This window comes from Streptomyces viridochromogenes, from assembly GCF_001270495.1.
In the GTDB taxonomy this organism is placed as follows: Bacteria; Actinomycetota; Actinomycetes; order Streptomycetales; family Streptomycetaceae; genus Streptomyces; species Streptomyces viridochromogenes_A.
On the sequence record NZ_LGUR01000117.1, the window covers coordinates 43,620 to 60,542 of the forward strand.

Here is a 16,923-nt window from a genome sequence, read left to right on the forward strand (position 1 = left end):
AGTCGGCGGGCGGCGTCAACGGGAGTGTGGGCGTCGCGGCCGTAGGCGCAGTCGGTGGCCACCGCGAGGAAGACCAGCCCGGCCGCCTTGGCCCGGGAGGCCAGGTCGGCTGCGATCTGTAGTTTGGTGCGGAAACCCGGTGCCCTTCGGGAAGTGGTGATCCGGCGTATAGGGACAGGCGTGCACCGGGTAGTAGACGCGCTCGTCCGCCCAGCAGGTGGTCACTGTGACCACACCACGGTCGATCTTCCCGACCGAGCCGAGGTACTGCTTGCCGACATGCGCTGTGGCCGTGCCGTCCTTGCGGTCGCCGGAGTCATCGACCACCAGTACCCCGTCCGGGTGCGGGGCGGTGGCCGGGTCGGCTAGGAGCAGTTCCAGGCGGCGGGCGTTGATCTCTTCCTGGCTCCAGGTCGACTCGGACAGGAAGAACTGCAGCCGCTGCACCGCCGCATGCTGGGCACCGGCCACCGGTTCGGCGCCGGCCAGGCAGGTCAGCGTCTTGTTGCGATCACGGGGCAGCAGCAGCCCGGCGAGGTACTCGCGAAACCCCCTCCGCTGGGCCAGCGTCCCGAAGAGATCATCAAAGCGGACGGCGTACGCTTCCAGCGGACCGGGCGCGGGCGGACACGGCAGCCGTTTCGTCATCTCGGGCTCCCGGGCCGTAGTTGACGCCTTCACCTCACGGCCTACTCCCTGACGAATCCGCCTTCAACAAACCACCGCTAGCGGTGCGACCGGAATGCGACCAATGCAGCCACTACGCGGCGAGTTCCCAGGTCAGCGCCTTGCGACCTGAGATGACCTGAGATGCCGTCGTTCTCGTCGAAGGTGATGAACAGGGCCGTCTTCGACCAGACCTCCGGGTTGGAGGTGAGGGCGTCCAGGACCTGGGCGATGTACCAGGCGCCGTAGTTGGAGGGCCAGTTGGAGTGCTCGGAGAATGCCTCGGGAGCGGCGATCCAGGAGATCTGCGGCAGCTTGCCGGCCTTGACGTCGGCCTTGAGCCGGTCGAAGTAGCCGTCGCCGCTCTTGGCGTCGGTGCCGGTGCGGGCCTTGTCGTACCAGGGGTCGCCGGGCTTGGCGTCGCGGTACTTGTTGAAGTACAGCAGCGAGTTGTCGCCGTAGTTGCCGCGGTAGGCGTCCTCGATCCAGCCCCAGGAGCCGGCCTTGTCCAGGCCGTCGCCAATGTCCTGGTAGATCTTCCAGGAGACGCCCGCCTGCTCCAGGCGCTCGGGGTAGGTCGTCCAGCCGTAGCCGAGCTCGTCGTTGCCGAGGACCGGGCCGCCGCCGGTGCCGTCGTTGCCCGTGTAGCCCGTCCACATGTAGTAGCGGTTCGGGTCGGTCGAGCCGATGAAGGAGCAGTGGTAGGCGTCGCAGACGGTGAAGGCGTCGGCGAGGGCGTAGTGGAAGGGGATGTCCTCACGGGTCAGGTACGCCATGGTGGTGGTGCCCTTGGCGGGTATCCACTTGTCGTACTTACCGCCGTTGTAGGCCTGCTGGCCGTCGGTCCAGCCGTGCGGGAGGCCCTCCAGGAACTGCATGCCGAGGTCGTCGGCGTCCGGGTGGAACGGGAGGATGTCCTTGGTGCCGTTCGACTGGTGCCAGATCGACTTGCCGCTGTCGTGCGCGACCGGGCGCGGGTCACCGAAGCCGCGGACGCCGCGCAGCTTGCCGAAGTAGTGATCGAAGGAACGGTTCTCCTGCATCAGGACGACGATGTGCTCGACGTCCTCGATCGACCCCGTGCGGTGGTTGGCCGGGAGGGCGGCGGCCCGCTGGATGCTGCTCGACAGAGCGGTGAACGCCGTGGTCGCGCCCGCGAGTTGAAGGAATCTGCGGCGATTGACTTCGGGCATGAGTGAGGGACCTCTTCCCATAGAGGGTGATTTGACCGGCCGGCTGGTGACGGAAGCCGCGCGGAAGGAGTGTTCCAGGAGCACCAAACGTCAGGGAAGGGTCCGGTGGCGCTCGTGTGAAAGTCGTCGGTACGGGAGGTGTGCCGGGACCAGGGTGCGGGGATGGTCGCGATCATGACAGAGACGACGCGCACGGATTCCCCGCCGGCTTCACGGCCCGTACGCCAGCTCCTCGCCGCCTCCGTCGGCAACGCCGTGGAGTGGTACGACTGGTACGCCTACACGTTCCTCGCCACCTACATCGCGGCCGAGGTCTTCCCGAAGAGCGCGGACAACTCCCTGGTGCCGCTGCTGTCGACGTTCGCGGTCTTCGCGGTGGGCTTCTTCATGCGCCCGGTGGGCGGACTGCTCATGGGCGCCGTCGCGGACCGCCGCGGCCGGCGCTCCGCCCTGACGGTCACCATCCTGCTGATGGGCGGCAGCAGCCTCCTGGTCGGCCTGACCCCGACGTACGAGACGGCGGGTGTCCTCGCGCCGGTCATCCTGGTGCTGGCCCGCCTCCTCCAAGGCCTCTCGGTGGGCGGCGAGTTCGCGGCGTCGACGACCTTCCTGGTCGAGTCGGCGGGACCGGGCCGCCGCGGGCTGTTCTCCAGCTTCCAGTACGTGTCGACGACCGCCGGACAGCTGGTCGCCTCCGGCATCGCGACCCTGCTCGTGGACACGTTGAGCGACGGGCAGATGAACGGCTGGGGCTGGCGGGTGCCGTTCGTCCTCGGTGCCGTGCTCAGCCTGGTCGGTTTCTGGATCCGCCAGGGCGCGGCGGAGACGAGGAGCGCCGAGCAGCAACAGGCGCCGCGCCCCAGCCTGTTGGAGGCGCTGCGCCGCCATCCCCGCCAGTCCCTGCTGATCTGCGGCATCACGGCGGGCGGCACGATCGCGTACTACACCTGGACGTCGTATCTGCCGACGTACGCCGAACTCAACGCGGGCATCGAGAAGTCGGACGCGCTGCTCGCGGGCACGATCTCGCTGGCCTTCTTCGCCCTGCTCCAGCCCCTCGGCGGCCTCCTCTCCGACCGCTTCGGCCGCCGTCCCCTCCTCCTCTTCTTCGGCCTCGGCTTCACCCTCCTGACCGTCCCGCTGCTGCACGCCCTGCGCGACTCGTTCGCGGTGCTGCTGCTCGTGCAGTGCGCGGGCATGGTGCTGCTGACCGGGTTCACCTCGATCAGCGCCGCCGTGAACGCCGAGGTGTTCCCGCCGCGGGTGCGGGCGGCGGGCATCGGGTTCCCGTACTCGCTGACGGTCGCGATGTTCGGGGGTACGGCGCCGTACGTCGGCACGCTGTTCAAGGAGCTGGGTCACGCGGGCCTCTTCCCCTGGTACGTCGCCGTACTGTGCCTCGGCTCCTCGCTCGTGTACCTGCGGCTTCCCGAGACGGCGCACAAGGCTCTCGAACGATGAGCTCGCGGCTCCGGATCAGCCCTCCGACCTGCCCTTTCCTGAAACTCCTTCCGCCTGACAGAAGCCGCCTTGCGTGGTGGTCGCCGCCGTCAGGAACCTGAGTCCACCACGGCACGCGGGGCGAGGACGCCCCGCTCTCAGAGACGGGAACCTCTGCCATGCCTCACACGACCGCCTTCGCCAGGAACCAGTGGTACGTCGCCGCCTACAGCCATGAGGTCGGGCGGGAGTTGCTCGGCCGGACGATCCTCGGTGAGACCCTCGTGCTGTACCGCACGGAGGAGGAGGGGACGCCGGTCGTCCTGCACGACCGCTGTGTGCATCGCCGCTACCCGCTGTCCGAGGCGCCGACCCGGCTCGACGGCGACCGGATCGTGTGCGGGTACCACGGGTTCACGTACGACACGACCGGTACGTGTGTGTATGTGCCGGGGCAGAAGCGCATACCGCGGACGGCGCGCGTGGCTTCCTACCCGGTCGTCGAGCAGGACTCCCTGATCTGGGTGTGGATCGGCGACCCGGCGCTCGCCGATCCGCAGAGCATCCCGCGGGCCAGGCACCTCGACTCCCCCGGCTGGGTCACCGTGCGCGGCATGGAGCCCATCGACTGCGACTACGGCCTTCTCGTCGACAACCTCCTGGACCTGTCCCACGAGACCTACCTCCACGGCGGCTACATCGGCACCCCCGAGGTCGCCGAGACGCCGATCACCACCGAGGTCGACGAGGGTGCCGGGATCGTCCGGGTGAGCCGGCACATGGACGACGCCGAGTGCCCGCCGTTCTACGCCAGGTCGACCGGCATCGAGGGCCGGATCACTCGCTGGCAGGACATCGAGTACCACGCCCCCTGCCTGTATCTGCTGCACAGCCGGATCGCCCCCGTCGGTGTGCTTCCGGAGGCGGACGGCAGCGACCCGAACGGCTTCCACACCGAGATCACGTACGCGATCACACCGTCCGGCGACGGCAAGGTGTACGACTTCTGGGCGGTCTCCCGGGACTGGGCGACGGACGACGCCGAGGTCACCGAGTTCCTGCGCGGAAACAACCACACCGTCGTCATGCAGGACGTCACCGCCCTCAACCTGCTCCAGCAGACCCTGGGCACCGAGCGGCACGGCTACCAGGAGCTGAGCATCAACATCGACACCGGCGGCCTGGCCGCCCGCCGTATCCTCGCCCGGCTGGTCGAGGAGGGCGACAAGCCCGTGGAGAAGGTCCTGTGAGCGGCAGCCCCACCGGGGAGATCTACCGCATCGACTGGCTGCCGGGCACCGACGTGCTGCACGGCACCTGTCACTGCGGACGCGAGCACACCTCGCAGGACCCGATCGAGATGTGGGAGTGGATGCTCGCCCATCCCCGGGGACACCAACCAGAGGGACAGCAGTCGCAGGAACACCAGCCGCAAGGAAACAGCTCATGACCGTGTACGAAGCCGAACTCGTCGTAGCGCGCCGGGAGTTCGCGGCCGACGGCGTGCTCGCCCTCACCCTGCGCCATCCCCTGGGCGAGGAGCTCCCGGCGTGGGAGCCCGGCGCGCACATCGATGTCGTCCTCGGTCCGGAGCTGGAGCGGCAGTACTCGCTGTGCGGTGATCCCGCCGACCGCTCGGCGTGGCGGATCGCCGTGCTGCGGGAGCCGGACGGGCGGGGCGGATCCGCCCATGTGCACGAGGAGTTGGGGCAGGGCGGCAAGGTTCGGGTGCGCGGGCCGCGCAACCACTTCGCCCTGCGGCCGGCTCCCCGCTACCGCTTCATCGCGGGCGGCATCGGCATCACGCCCATCCTGCCGATGCTGGCGGCGGCGGAGAGCGCGGGGGCGGAGTGGACGCTGTTGTACGGCGGACGGACCCGCCGGTCCATGGCGTTCGCCGAGGAGTTGAGCCGTTACGGCGGCGACCGCGTCACCGTCGCCCCACAGGACGAGACCGGCCTGCTGGACCTCGCCTCGGTGCTCGACGACGTTCCCGAGGGCACGCTCGTCTACTGCTGCGGGCCAGGGCCACTGCTCGACGCGGTGGAGGCGCGGTGCCCGGCCGGGCTGCTGCACGTGGAGCGGTTCGCGCCGAAGGAGCAGGAGGACGGCACGAACACGGAGTTCGAGGTCGAGCTGGCGCAGAGCGGCAGGACGCTCACCGTGCCCGCGGACGTCTCCGTGCTCGACGCCGTGCGCGGCGCCGGTGTCGAGGTGCTGTTCTCCTGCACCGAGGGGACCTGCGGGACCTGCGAGACCGATGTCCTGGAGGGCACTCCGGACCATCGGGACTCCGTGCTCACGGCCGAGGAGCAGGAGAGCGGCGAGACGATGATGATCTGTGTGTCCCGGTGCCGTGGGAAGCGGCTCGTGCTGGACCTGTGATCCTGAGGTCGGCCTCGATCCGGGCCACCGCCGCGAGCAGATGCGGCAGCAGGTCCGCACGGATCGAGTCCACCGAGGTGCGGCCGGCGTGCACCGCAATGTTCACGCCGGCCACCACTTCGCCGTCCGGCTCCCGCACCGGGGCGGCCACCGACCTCAGGCCCTCCTCCAACTCCTGGTCGACGATGGCGTATCCCTGCCGTCGGACGCGCCGCAGTTCCGCCCGCAGGGCGTCCGGCGAGGTGACCGTGCGAGCGGTCAGAGGCTTCAACTCCACGTGGGCGAGCCGGAGTTCGACCTCCTCGTCCGGCAGATGGGCGAGGATCACCCGGCCCACCGACGTCACATACGCCGGGAACCGGGTGCCGACCGTGATGGACGCCGTCATGATGCGCCCGGTCGGCACCCGCGCCACGTACACGATGTCGTCGCCGTCCAGAACGCACAGCGACGACGACTCCCGTACGTGCGCCACCAGTTGCTCCAGATGCGGCTCGGCGATCTGCGGCAGGGTGACGCTGGAGAGATAGGAGTAGCCGAGCTCCAGCACGCGCGGGGTGAGACGGAAGAGCCGGCCGTCCTGGTGGACGTAGCCGAGGTCGACGAGGGTCAGCAGCAGGCGGCGGGCGGCGGCACGGGTCAGGTCACACGTACGGGCGACCTCGCTGAGCGTGCGGGCGGGATGCCCGGCGTCGAAGGAGCGGATCACGGCGAGGCCGCGCTCGAAGGACTTCACGAAGTGTGGTGCGCGGTCTCCCGGAAGCATCGCCACCCCCAATAGTGTCAACAATGTTGTCGGCGAACCCGATCGCCCCGGCTCCGTTGAGACTTCTACCTTCCCACCGAGCCTTCCCGCGCACTACTGTGCGCCTTGCGCACAACCTGTCGGAACACCGCTGCACCGTTGTCTGTACAGGAGGAGCCATGCGTCGTCTGTCGGCCGGTCTCACCGCCGGCGCCCTGCTGCTCGTCGCGACGGCCTGCGGCTCGTCCGACGACGGTTCGTCGGACGCGGGCGCGTCGTCCGGCGGTGTCACCACCGTCAAGCTCGGACTCATCCCGATCGTCGATGTCGCGCCGCTGTATCTCGGCCAGAAGCAGGGGTTCTTCGAAAAGCAGGGCCTCAAGCTGGAGTTCACCCCCGCCCAGGGCGGCGCGGCGATCGTGCCCGGCGTGGTCAGCGGTCAGTTCCAGTTCGGGTTCAGCAACGTGACGTCCCTGATGGTCGCCCAGACCAACGGCCTTCCCGTGCAGGCCGTCGCCAACGGCATCGCCTCCACCGGCGTACGGGGCAAGGACTTCAACGGCCTGATGGTCAAGAAGGACAGCCCCGTCAAGTCGCCGAAGCAGCTGGAGGGCAAGAAGGTCGCCATCAACACCCTGAAGAACATCAACGAGACCGCGGTCCGCCAGGCGGTGCGCAAGGCGGGCGGCGACCCGGACAAGGTGGAGCTCGTCGAGATGGCCTTCGACCAGATGCCGGCCGCCCTCGACCAGGGCCAGATCGACGCCGCGTGCGTGGTCGAGCCGGCGACCGCCACCATCCGCAGCCAGGGCGGCCGGGAGATCGCCTCGCCCTTGGTCGACGTCGCGCCGGAAGTCACCGTCGCGATGTACTTCACCTCGACGCAGTACGCGCAGCAACACCCGGACGTGGTCAAGAAGTTCCAGGACGCCACCGCCGAGTCCCTCGCGTACGCCGAGGCCCACCCGGACGAGGCCCGGCAGATCGTCACGACGTACACCAAGATCCCGGCGTCGGTGCTGGAGCAGGTGATCCTGCCGAAGTGGCCGAGCGAGCCGAACCGCGCCTCCATCGAGGCCCTCATGAAGCTCGGCGAGGAGGACGGCCTCTTCAAGAAGACGCCCGACCTGGACGCACTGCTGCCATGAGGGACGAGGACGCATGAGGGGCGGGAACGTCGTACTCGGAGCGGCCGGGCTCGCGGCCTTCCTGGCCCTGGGCGAGGCGGTGCCGCGGCTCGGCCTGGTCAAGGAGGCGTACTTCCCGCCGACGAGCCGTATCGCCGCAGCGCTCGTGGACGAGGTCGCCGACGCCGCCTTCTGGAGCGCGCTCGGCGACACCCTCACCGGCTGGGCGCTGGGCCTGGCGATCGCGTCCTGCGCGGGCGTCGTGGTCGGCGTGGTCGTCTCGATCGTGCCGTACCTGCGCGACGCGACAGCCTCCACGATCGAGTTCCTGCGCCCCATCCCGTCCGTGGCACTGATCCCGCTGGCGGTGCTGCTCTACGGCACCGAACTGAAGTCGGTGCTCCTGCTGGTGGTGTACGCCTCCTTCTGGCAGGTACTGATCCAGACTCTGTACGGCGTCCAGGACGTCGACCCGGTCGCCGAGGAGACGGCACGCAGTTACGGCCTCGGCACCTGGGCGCGCGTGCGCCATGTGCTGTGGCCGACGGCCCTGCCGTACGTCATGACGGGTGTGCGGCTCGCCGCCGCGGTGGCGCTGATCCTCGCGATCACCACCGAACTCGTCATCGGCGCCCCGGGGTTGGGCCGGCAGATCGCGGTGGCGCAGACCTCGCAGGCGGTGCCGGAGATGTACGCGCTGATCGTGGTCGCGGGGCTCCTGGGGCTGCTCGTCAACGTCGGCGCGCGTACGGTGGAGCGGCGGGCGCTGGCCTGGCACCAGTCGGTGCGCGGGGAGGTGGCGGTGTGATCGGGCGGCTGCTGCTGAGACTGCTCTTCGTCGTCGCGCTGCCCGTGGTGCTGGTCGCCGTGTGGTGGGCGGCGTCGGACGGCAGCACGGACCCCTTCTGGCCGCCACTGCGCACGATCCTCGACACCTTCCCGGACGTCTGGACGGCCGACCGTCTGCGCACGGACGTCGTCCCGAGCATCCTGCGCCTCCTGGGCGGCTATGCGCTGGCCGCCCTGGCCGGCGTGGCGCTCGGCACGTTGATCGGCTCCTACCGCAGGGTGCGCGCGGTGTGCGAACCGGTCCTGGAGTTCCTGCGGGCCGTACCGCCGCCCGTGCTGATCCCCGTCATCATGCTGTTCGCGGGCATCGGCGACACCATGAAGGTCGTCGTCATCGCCAGCGGCTGCGTCTGGCCGATCCTGCTCAACACCGTGGAGGGCGTACGCGCGGTCGATTCGGTGATGCTGGAGACAGCCCGCTCGTACGGTGTCACGGGGACCGCCCGACTGCGCCATCTGGTGCTGCCCTCCGCGAGCCCGCAGATCTTCACCGGACTGCGCCAGGCACTCTCGATCGGCATCATCCTCATGGTCATCAGCGAGATGTTCGCCGCCGACAACGGCATAGGCTTCACCGTCGTCCAGTTCCAGCGCAGCTTCGCGATCCCCGACATGTGGACCGGCATCCTCGTCCTCGGCCTGCTCGGCTTCCTGCTCTCCGTCGTCTTCCAGCTGGTCGAGCGCCGGGTGCTCGGCTGGTACCGCGGTCTGCGCGCGACCACCCGGCGGTCCTGAGTGAACACCGTGAAGGGGCAGGGGTCCATGCTCGACGTACGCGGCCTGAAGAAGGTCTACGAGGGTTCCGGACGGCGCGTGGAGGCGGTGCGCGACCTCACCTTCACCGTCGACGCGGGCGAACTGGTCTGTCTCGTCGGCCCGTCGGGCTGCGGCAAGACGACGCTGCTGAAGTGCATGGGCGGACTGCTCACGCCGACGAGTGGTGAAGTCCTCCTGGAGGGGCGGAAGGTGGACGGGCCGCCGCCCGGGATGGCGTTCGTCTTCCAGGAGTACGGGCGCAGCCTCTTCCCCTGGATGCGCGTCGGCGAGAACGTCGAACTCCCCCTGAAGCAGAAGGGCTTGACCAAGCAACGGCGGCGTGAGCTGGTGCGGGACGCTCTGGAGTCGGTGGGGCTGACGGACGCCGTGGGGGCGTATCCGTGGCAGCTGTCCGGCGGCATGCAGCAGCGGGTCGCCATCGCCCGGGCACTGGCGTACGAGCCCCGGGTACTGCTGATGGACGAGCCGTTCGCGGCGGTGGACGCGCAGACCCGGGCCGATCTGGAGGACCTGGTCCGGGGCCTGTGGCGGGAACGCGGCATCACCATCCTGTTCGTCACCCATGACATCGACGAGGCCGTGTACCTGGGCGAGCGGGTCCTCGTCCTGTCCGCATCCCCCACCGTCGTCCAGGAGCAGCTGAAGGTCGACCTGCCCGCGGACCGCGACCAGCTGCACACCCGCGTGGACCCACGCTTCGCCGAGCTGCGCACCCATGTGTACGCACAGATCCAGGCGGCCAAGCGCGGGGGCGTGCGGGACGCGGTCGCGAAGTCGGATGGACCGCACGACCCTGACGGGGCGCCGCCGGCGACCTGAACGCCGGCGGTGCCCCGTTCAGTCCTCGGGGGTCGGTACCACGCGCAGGTGGGCCGGGCCACGCCGTGCCCCCCTGGCCCTCGACCGGTCGCGGCGCACCTCGCGCAGGACCAGTGTCAGCCGGGTGTACCCCATCTCCTGCAGGGTCCGGGGCGTCTCGTCGACGACCCGGCAGTCGGTGGCGCCCCAGCGCGGGTCCGGATGCAGCAGCGGGCGCACGGCGCCGTCCAGTGCGACCGCCCGCTCGCCGACCGCGCGGATCCAGTGCGGCAGGCCCTGCCGGTAGGCGGCCTCCATGATCGGGTCCTGGGCGATCTCCCGGCGGATGGCCTGGAGGCCGTGGTCGTGGCCGTGCCGCTCCAGCGCCGCCGCGAAGTGGGCCAGCATCGGCAGGCACCAGCTGGACTCGTGCTCGCCGAGGACGGTGCTCGCGTCCGGGTGGAAGAGCACGAACCTGAGGAGGTTGTCATCGGGCATGGCCGTCGGATGGGGTCCCACGCCACGGAAAAGTGACGCGAAAGCGGCGTTCGCCAGGACGACGTCCCAGCGGTGGTCGACGATGACGGACGGGAAGGGCACGGCCTCCACAAGGGTGGAGTAATCGCGTAGATACGCCTCGGCCTCGGGCCGCTCGGGGACGGGCCGCGGTACGGACCGCTGCCCACCTGCCTGATATGCCATCGGGAGGTCACCCCTCTTGCCTATGCGGCCTTCACGCGGCGCCTTGATCCTGCTGCCCACGCCGGAGCCGTGTCAACTATCGTGGCATTTCATGCCGGTTGACGGCTGAAATTGGACACAGTTGTGGCGAGACCTGGATGTGAGTTCGAACTACCCGGTAATCTCCGTCGAGTTCACGGCAACCGCTTGTGAGAAGCCTGTGAGAGACGTAGGAGATCTGTCGGTGACGGATGGCATCGAGGGTCCGGGCGCCACGCCGACGGCTGAGCTGCCGGCCGTCGTCGCCCGTGTCACCGCGCTCGCCGACCGGCTCGGCGTGCCGCACGCGGAGGTCTTCGACTCCGGCCGTCTGTCCGTCGCCTCCGGCGTCCCGGTTCCCGTGGTCAAGGCGCTGCTCAGCGGGCGTCCCGCGGGTGAGCCCGACGTGCAGGCCCGGTTCCTTCAGCGGCTCGACCTGCTGCGCCGCACCCGCCTCAAGCCGAACGGCCGCAAGTACACCCAGCAGGAGATCGCGGACGGCGCCGGCATGTCACGGCAGCAGGCGGGCGCCCTCATCAACGGCGACCGGCGCCCCACCATGGAGCACTGCGACGCCATCCAGCGCTTCTTCCGCGTCCACGCCGGATTCCTCACGGCCGAGGACCCCGAGGCGCTCGCGGGCGCCCTTCAGCGCACCGAGCAGGACCTGTTGCAGAAGCTGGCGGAGCGCGAGGCGGCGCAGGCCGCCGAGGACCCGCTGGAGAGACTCCTCCAGGACCACGGTGTGCGCGGCATAGCCTGGCGGGCCGCCCAACTGCCCACCGACCAGCACCGCGACAAGGTCGCGGAGTGGCTGGACATGCTCTTGGAAAGCGTCAAGCGGCCCGAGTCGTGATCCGGAGGGGAAAACCGGGGAAGAACGGGAGAACTGTGGGCATCGGTAGGGAAATGCGCCGCCTGTGCGGCGAGTTGGTCGCGGAGCTGGCGTTTCCGGCGCCCGCACCGCCCGAGAAGGTGTACCGCGCGCTGTGCGACGCGATGAGCAGACGCCGCGGCCGCCCCGTCCACTTCCGTACGGCCGTGTTCCCGCCCGGCACGGCCAGCGGGCTGTGGCTCGACATGGCCGACCAGGACCTCGTCGTGATCGAGGAACGCACCGCTCCCGACCACCAGCTGGTCATCCTCGGCCACGAGCTGTGGCACATGAAGGCCGGCCACAGCAGCCACAGCATCGAGGGCGCCAGCGTCGCGGCCCGTCTCCTCGACGACGAAGCCGATCTGCGCTCGACGGTGCTCAAGGTCGCCGCCCGCAACCACTTCGACCAGGCCGAGGAGAAGGAGGCCGAGAGCTTCGGCCTGCTGCTCGCCAGCAAGTGCCGTACCTGGCTGGCGGTTTCCTCGGCGCGGGGACAGCGGGACCACTTGGCGGGGCGGATCGAGGCGTCACTGGGCTACCTGGGGCCACAGGGCTGACCCTCCGCCCTGCCGGGGGGCCGATTGTCAGTGGTGGACGGCAAGCTGGTGGTACGCCCTCATATGCGGGGCGTGACGCGATGACGCCGATCCGGGGAGAGCCGACCGATGCCCACCGCCGTACTGACCGACCGCGAGCGCACCGCCGTCCAGGCCTATCTGCGGCTGTTGCACACCGTACGAGCCGCGTTCGACGGTCCGCCCGGAGCGAGCCGGCCGTCCGTCGTGCCGCCCGCCGTCCTCGCCGAGGCGGAGCAGGCACTGGCGGACGCGGGCCTGAGCGGCAACGAGGAGGTGTTCTTCCGGATGCTCCAGAGCTGGTGTCCGGCGGAGCCGTAGCGGATCACGCAACGACCCCGGGGGCTCAGGTGTGCGGCACGCTCACCGCTGTCGCCACCAGCCCCCGCTGGACGGTCCACCGGCCCTCGAACCCATCGAGCTGACGGTCGCCGACCCATGGTCCCGGCACCAGCAGCCGGGCGCGGAAGCCGCCGCTGCGCCGGTCGCCGGGGTCGGTGAAGACGTCGATGTCGGCCTCGGTGAAGTCCAGCCACTTTCCGGTGAGAGGGAACCACGCCTTGTAGACGGATTCCTTGGCGCTGAAAAGAAGCCGGTCCCAGTGCACGCCGGGGTGGTCGCCGGCCAGGCGGCGCAGCCGTTCCTCCTCGGCGGGCAGGGCGACGGCGGGCAGCACGCCCTCCGGGAGCGTCTGGTGGGGCTCGGCGTCGACGCCGAGGGAGGCCAGGTCGGCGGCGCGGACCAGCGCGGCGGCGCAGTAGCCGTCGCAGTGGGTCATGCTGCCGACCAGGCCGGCCGGCCAGACCGGGGCGCCGCGTTCGCCGGGCAGGATCGGCTGTGCCGGCACGCCGAGCTTGTCCATGGCGCGCCGCGCGCAGGAGCGGACGACGGCGAACTCCCGGCGGCGCTTGCCGACCGCCCGGGCCACGACCGCCTCCTCCTCGGGGTAGAGGACCGTGTTCACGGGCTCTTCGTCGCCGTACGCCTCGACGGTGACCACCGAGGCCGGCAGCAGTTCCTCGATCAACGGGTGCCGTCCTCCCTGGGCAGAATCCGGCGCAGCCGTCCGGGCGGGTCCGGTCGCTTGCTCCACTCGCGGGGGTATCCCACCGACACCTCCTCGAAGCGGACGCCCTCGTGCCAGGTGGTCCGCGGGATGTGGAGGTGGCCGTAGACCATGGTCTCGACCCGGAATCTGCGGTGCCAGTCCGCGGTCAGCCGGGTGCCGCACCACATGGCGAACTCGGGGTACCACAGCACGTCCATGGGATGCCGGTCCAGCGGGTAGTGGTTGACGAGGACGGTGGCCAGGTCCTCGGGCAGTGCGGCGAGCCGGCGCTCGGTCTCGGCGACCCGGGCCGCGCACCAGGCCTCGCGGGACGGGTACGGGTCGGGGTGCAGCAGGTACTCGTCGTTGCACACGATCCCGGTCCCGTTGGCGTACGTCAGCCCCTCCTCCTTGGTGGTGCAGCCGGAGGGCAGGAACGAGTAGTCGTACAGCAGAAAGAGCGGCGCCACGGCGACCGGGCCGCCGGGACCGTCCCAGACGGGGTAAGGGTCCTCGGGGGTCGTCACGCCGAGTTCCCGGCACAGCTCGACCAGGTGCTCGTAGCGGGCGACGCCGCGCAGGGTGACGGAGTCCTTGGGGTGGGTCCACAGTTCGTGGTTGCCGGGTGCCCAGACGACCTTGTGGAAGCGGTCCGCGAGCGTTTTGAGGGCCCATCGGATGTCCGCCACGGTCTCCGCCACGTCACCGGCGACGAGCAGCCAGTCGTCGTCGGAATCCGGGCGCATCTTCTCGACGAGGGCGCGGTTCTCCTCGTAGCCGATGTGCAGGTCGCTGATGGCCAGCAGCTTTCCGGCACCGCCGACCGTCGACGTCACACCTTGCCCCTTTCGATCACACGAACGACACCACGAGACCACAGGATGAGTTCACGGTACAAGGGGGATCGGGTCGGCGCCCCGGCGGGGCCGAGCCAGGTGGCCGGGGTGGTCGGGAATGATCCGCAATTCCGTAACACGTACGTTGCACGCGGCGCCCCTTGAAAGCCGTATGATCGCCCCAACACCACGGCTGACAACGCCCCTTCGCAAGGGGCGGTTTGGTGTCCCTCCAACCACTCTGCCCGGGCATGGGCCTGCTTCGCCCTGCCCGCGAACCCCGAAAGGACGGCCCTGCATGGTCTCTCGCGTACGCGTCTGGCTCAACCGCACGTACGCGGAGAACGTGTTCTTCATGGATCAACTGCGGCGAAATCCCAGTGATCGGGCCGTCGAGATCCATGCGACGCACGGGGACGCCGACTCCCCCGTGCTGGCCGCCGCCGACACCGCCGAGCTGGAGCCGGAGGGCCTGTCCCCGGCCGGATACGTCGAGTACGCCCTCGCCCAGTGCCGACGCCGTGGCGTCGACGTGTTCGTGCCCCGGCTCCACCAGTCGGCGATCGTGGCGCACCGCGCGGACTTCGAGGCGGTCGGTACGGCGCTGCTGGCTCCGCCGCCGGAGGCTGTGGCGGTCTTCCACGACAAGGTGATCGCCTACGAGGCCGTGCAGGCGGTCGGGGTGCCGGTGCCGCCGTGGTGGCGGGTGCGTGACGCCGATGAACTCGTCGCCGCGGTCGAGGAGTTGGAGGCGGCCGGTCACAAGGCATGCTTCAAGCCTGCGTCCGGTGCGGGCGGGGTGGGCTTCCGCGTGATCACGCGCGCCCCCTTCTCGCTGATGCACCTCAGCGGGTTCCCGACTCCGTATGTGCAGCTGGATCATGTCGTGGACGCGTTGCGGCGGGCCGACGAGCCGGTGGACTGGCTGGTCATGCCACGGCTGGAGCAGCCCGAGGTGTCGGTGGACTGCCTCACCGGTCCCGACAACCGGGTCCGGCTGGCGATCGGCCGGATCAAGAACGGTCGGCGTCGTGGGTTCACCCTTCAGGAGCAGTGGCTGGAGCCGGCGCGGCTGATCGCGGAGGGGTTCGGGCTGCACTATCTGTCCAACATCCAGTTCCGGATGTTCGGGGAGACGCCGGTGCTGATGGATGTCAACACGCGGCCGGCCGGGGGCCTGCACCAGCTGTCGCTGTGTGGCGTCAACGTGCCTTGGCTGGCTGTCCAGTTGGCGCTCGGTGAGGACCCGGGAGAGGTCGCGCCGCCGTTCCTGGGACAGGACTACACGGTGGTCTCCGGGCCGCGGCCGCTGCGGCCGGTGTCCATTCCGCAGCAGCGGGGCGAGGTGGAGGGGCCGTTGCTGCCGGCGTTGCCGGCGCCGGCTGACTCCGTCGGGAGCGGGGTCACGTCCGTCACGGCCGGGTTCACCGGCTGAGGTCGCTCTCGTCGTCGCCCGGAGAAAAACTTTCCGGGAGGGTGTATCAGGGCGCGGACAGCGTGCTCATAAGAGTGAAAGGCACGGGGGAACGCACCACCACGGGGGAACGCACCACACGGGGGATGCACGGGGGCTTCGGGTCGGCCGGCGCTGTCACGGGGGCGGCGGCCGGCCGGCCCGAAGGTGCGTCGCGGGGTCAGAAGCGGCCCGCGCCGCGGTACAGCTCCAGTTCCCCGTCGAACTCGACGGCCAGCACCGTGGCGTGCGGGTCGAGGTCCGCGCCGGTGGGCGGTTCGATCCAGAGGACGCCCGGCGTTTCGTGCAGGCCGCCGGTGATGCGGTGGGCCAGTTCGGTGCCGCTGGCGAGGACCGTGACCCGGCGTACCGAACCGAGGAGCCCGCGCACGTTGATCTCCGCGCGCGGGGCGTCGAAGAGGATCAGGTACAGGGTGCGGCGGTCCTTGGAGAGGGTGCTCGGGCCGTAGTGGTGACCGGCCGGGAGGCCGCGCTCGGTGCCGTACACCGCCTCCGCGTGCCTGGCGATCCAGTCGCCGAGCCCCTCCAGGCGTTCGACGTGCTCCCGCGGGATCGTTCCGTCCTCGCGTGGTCCGACGCTGAGCAGCAGGTTGCCACCGCCGCCGATCGTCTCCGTGAAGTAGCGGATCAGCTGGTCGACCGACTTGTGGTTGTGGTCGTGGTGCTGATGGCCCCAGGAGTCGTTGAGCGTCAGGCACAACTCCCAGGGGCCCTCGGGCGGGACGACCGGGGCGCCCTGTTCGGGCGTCGCGTAGTCGCCCTCGCTGAGCATGCGGGCGTTGAAGACGACGTCCGGCACCTCGGAGCGGATCAGCGCGGCCAGCTCGGGGATCCGCCACTGCTCCTCGCTGCGGTCCCACTCGCCGTCGAACCACATCAGGTCGGGCCGGTAGCGGGAGGCCAGCTCCCGGATCTGGCCGTCCCGGTAGGCGAGGAAGCGTTCCCAGGCGTCCAGGTCCTCGTCCTCGGCCGCGACCTCCGAGTAACGGTTGTCCTCCAGCTCCGGCGGGCGGCCGGGCTTGCGTGTGGAGGCGTAGTCGGGATGGTTCCAGTCGGAGTGCGAGTAGTACAGGCCGACCTTGAGGCCCTTCTCGCGCAGGGCCTCGGCGTACGGGCCGATGTAGTCCCTGCCGAGGTTGAGGTCGCCGTACCGCGTGTCCCACAGGGCCACACCGTCATGGTGGCGGCTCGTCAGCACGGCGTACCTGGCCCCGGCGCGGGCGAACAGGTCGGCCCACGCCTTCGGGTCGTACTCGGCGCCCGTGAACCGCTCCAGCTGGGACATGTACTGGTCGTGCGGGACGATGTCGTCGTAGAACGACCAGGACTCCTGGACGCCGTCGACGGCGTAGATGCCCCAGTGGATGAAGATCCCCAACTTGGCGTCGGTGAACCAGGGTTGCATCGGCATGG

18 protein-coding genes and 1 pseudogene are annotated in these 16,923 nt (G+C 69.9%); 12 read left to right on the plus strand and 7 right to left on the minus strand.

The genetic code is table 11. The features are described from left to right. Nucleotides 1-15: 15 nt before the first annotated feature. Together ADK36_RS12060 and ADK36_RS12065 are read right to left on the minus strand one after the other, a co-directional pair. A complete protein-coding gene (locus tag ADK36_RS12060; RefSeq protein ID WP_053197302.1) occupies nucleotides 16-648 on the minus strand; it encodes an IS701 family transposase in 633 nt (210 codons plus the stop codon). A gap of 149 nt (nucleotides 649-797) precedes the next feature. Continuing rightward, nucleotides 798-1,859, minus strand: a pseudogene (locus tag ADK36_RS12065) (alkaline phosphatase family protein); the annotation flags it as partial. 162 nt (nucleotides 1,860-2,021) lie between these two features. Between ADK36_RS12065 and ADK36_RS12070 the strand changes: the two are divergent. From ADK36_RS12070 to ADK36_RS12085, 4 genes are all read left to right on the plus strand, one after another. Next, nucleotides 2,022-3,320, plus strand: coding sequence for an MFS transporter (locus tag ADK36_RS12070; RefSeq protein ID WP_053197303.1), 1,299 nt, complete (start codon nucleotides 2,022-2,024; stop codon nucleotides 3,318-3,320). Between the two features lie 158 nt (nucleotides 3,321-3,478). After that, on the plus strand, nucleotides 3,479-4,549 hold the full coding sequence (locus ADK36_RS12075; RefSeq protein ID WP_048579269.1) for an aromatic ring-hydroxylating dioxygenase subunit alpha: 1,071 nt from the start codon (nucleotides 3,479-3,481) through the stop codon (nucleotides 4,547-4,549). Next, nucleotides 4,546-4,749 carry a hypothetical protein gene (locus tag ADK36_RS12080; protein ID WP_048579270.1) on the plus strand — a complete coding sequence of 68 codons (204 nt, stop codon included), beginning with the start codon at nucleotides 4,546-4,548 and terminating at the stop codon, nucleotides 4,747-4,749. Before ADK36_RS12075 ends, ADK36_RS12080 begins: the two co-directional genes overlap by 4 nt. After that, a complete protein-coding gene (locus ADK36_RS12085; protein WP_048579271.1) occupies nucleotides 4,746-5,684 on the plus strand; it encodes a PDR/VanB family oxidoreductase in 939 nt (312 codons plus the stop codon). Before ADK36_RS12080 ends, ADK36_RS12085 begins: the two co-directional genes overlap by 4 nt. On the opposite strand, the gene ADK36_RS12090 is transcribed toward ADK36_RS12085, so the two are convergent. Further along, nucleotides 5,599-6,450 (minus strand): IclR family transcriptional regulator domain-containing protein, encoded by an 852-nt coding sequence (locus ADK36_RS12090; protein ID WP_048579599.1) that lies wholly within the window; start codon nucleotides 6,448-6,450, stop codon nucleotides 5,599-5,601. The genes ADK36_RS12085 and ADK36_RS12090 overlap by 86 nt on opposite strands. A gap of 158 nt (nucleotides 6,451-6,608) precedes the next feature. On the opposite strand from ADK36_RS12090, the gene ADK36_RS12095 reads away from it, so the two are divergent. The 4 genes from ADK36_RS12095 to ADK36_RS12110 are packed head-to-tail and all read left to right on the plus strand — an operon-like array spanning nucleotide 6,609 to nucleotide 10,001. Continuing rightward, nucleotides 6,609-7,577 carry an ABC transporter substrate-binding protein gene (locus ADK36_RS12095; protein WP_053197304.1) on the plus strand — a complete coding sequence of 323 codons (969 nt, stop codon included), beginning with the start codon at nucleotides 6,609-6,611 and terminating at the stop codon, nucleotides 7,575-7,577. Nucleotides 7,578-7,590: 13 nt separating this feature from the next. Beyond that, entirely contained in the window at nucleotides 7,591-8,364 is a 774-nt protein-coding gene (locus ADK36_RS12100) for an ABC transporter permease (protein ID WP_048579273.1), read from the plus strand. Next, complete coding sequence (locus ADK36_RS12105; RefSeq protein ID WP_048579600.1) at nucleotides 8,364-9,140, plus strand: ABC transporter permease; 777 nt, start codon at nucleotides 8,364-8,366, stop codon at nucleotides 9,138-9,140. The genes ADK36_RS12100 and ADK36_RS12105 overlap by 1 nt, the downstream gene beginning before the upstream one ends. 27 nt (nucleotides 9,141-9,167) lie before the next feature. Then, nucleotides 9,168-10,001: an ABC transporter ATP-binding protein gene (locus tag ADK36_RS12110; RefSeq protein WP_199830156.1), complete on the plus strand. Its 834-nt coding sequence runs from the start codon at nucleotides 9,168-9,170 to the stop codon at nucleotides 9,999-10,001. Between the two features lie 18 nt (nucleotides 10,002-10,019). Here the strand turns inward: ADK36_RS12110 and ADK36_RS12115 are convergent, their stop codons facing one another. After that, nucleotides 10,020-10,682, minus strand: a complete 663-nt coding sequence (locus tag ADK36_RS12115) for a hypothetical protein (RefSeq protein ID WP_048579274.1) — start codon at nucleotides 10,680-10,682, stop codon at nucleotides 10,020-10,022. A 223-nt stretch (nucleotides 10,683-10,905) separates the two neighbouring features. On the opposite strand from ADK36_RS12115, the gene ADK36_RS12120 reads away from it, so the two are divergent. The 3 genes from ADK36_RS12120 (at nucleotide 10,906) to ADK36_RS12130 (ending at nucleotide 12,473) form a co-directional block, all read left to right on the plus strand. Continuing rightward, the gene (locus tag ADK36_RS12120) at nucleotides 10,906-11,556 is read left to right on the plus strand and encodes a helix-turn-helix domain-containing protein (RefSeq protein ID WP_048579275.1); all 651 of its coding nucleotides are present in this window, start codon (nucleotides 10,906-10,908) and stop codon (nucleotides 11,554-11,556) included. 53 nt (nucleotides 11,557-11,609) lie between these two features. Continuing rightward, nucleotides 11,610-12,134: a hypothetical protein gene (locus tag ADK36_RS12125; protein ID WP_048579276.1), complete on the plus strand. Its 525-nt coding sequence runs from the start codon at nucleotides 11,610-11,612 to the stop codon at nucleotides 12,132-12,134. A gap of 108 nt (nucleotides 12,135-12,242) precedes the next feature. After that, on the plus strand, nucleotides 12,243-12,473 hold the full coding sequence (locus ADK36_RS12130; protein ID WP_048579277.1) for a hypothetical protein: 231 nt from the start codon (nucleotides 12,243-12,245) through the stop codon (nucleotides 12,471-12,473). A gap of 25 nt (nucleotides 12,474-12,498) precedes the next feature. Here ADK36_RS12130 and ADK36_RS12135 read toward each other — a convergent pair whose 3' ends face one another. Together ADK36_RS12135 and ADK36_RS12140 are read right to left on the minus strand one after the other, a co-directional pair. Beyond that, nucleotides 12,499-13,179, minus strand: a complete 681-nt coding sequence (locus ADK36_RS12135; RefSeq protein WP_053197306.1) for a 4'-phosphopantetheinyl transferase family protein — start codon at nucleotides 13,177-13,179, stop codon at nucleotides 12,499-12,501. Further along, nucleotides 13,176-14,036 carry a metallophosphoesterase family protein gene (locus ADK36_RS12140; protein WP_048579279.1) on the minus strand — a complete coding sequence of 287 codons (861 nt, stop codon included), beginning with the start codon at nucleotides 14,034-14,036 and terminating at the stop codon, nucleotides 13,176-13,178. Before ADK36_RS12140 ends, ADK36_RS12135 begins: the two co-directional genes overlap by 4 nt. A gap of 298 nt (nucleotides 14,037-14,334) precedes the next feature. Between ADK36_RS12140 and ADK36_RS12145 the strand changes: the two genes are divergently transcribed. Continuing rightward, a complete protein-coding gene (locus tag ADK36_RS12145; RefSeq protein WP_053197308.1) occupies nucleotides 14,335-15,471 on the plus strand; it encodes an ATP-grasp domain-containing protein in 1,137 nt (378 codons plus the stop codon). A 199-nt stretch (nucleotides 15,472-15,670) separates the two neighbouring features. On the opposite strand, the gene ADK36_RS12150 is transcribed toward ADK36_RS12145, so the two are convergent. Next, complete coding sequence (locus ADK36_RS12150) at nucleotides 15,671-16,921, minus strand: alpha-L-fucosidase (protein WP_048579281.1); 1,251 nt, start codon at nucleotides 16,919-16,921, stop codon at nucleotides 15,671-15,673. Between the last annotated feature and the right edge of the window lie 2 nt (nucleotides 16,922-16,923).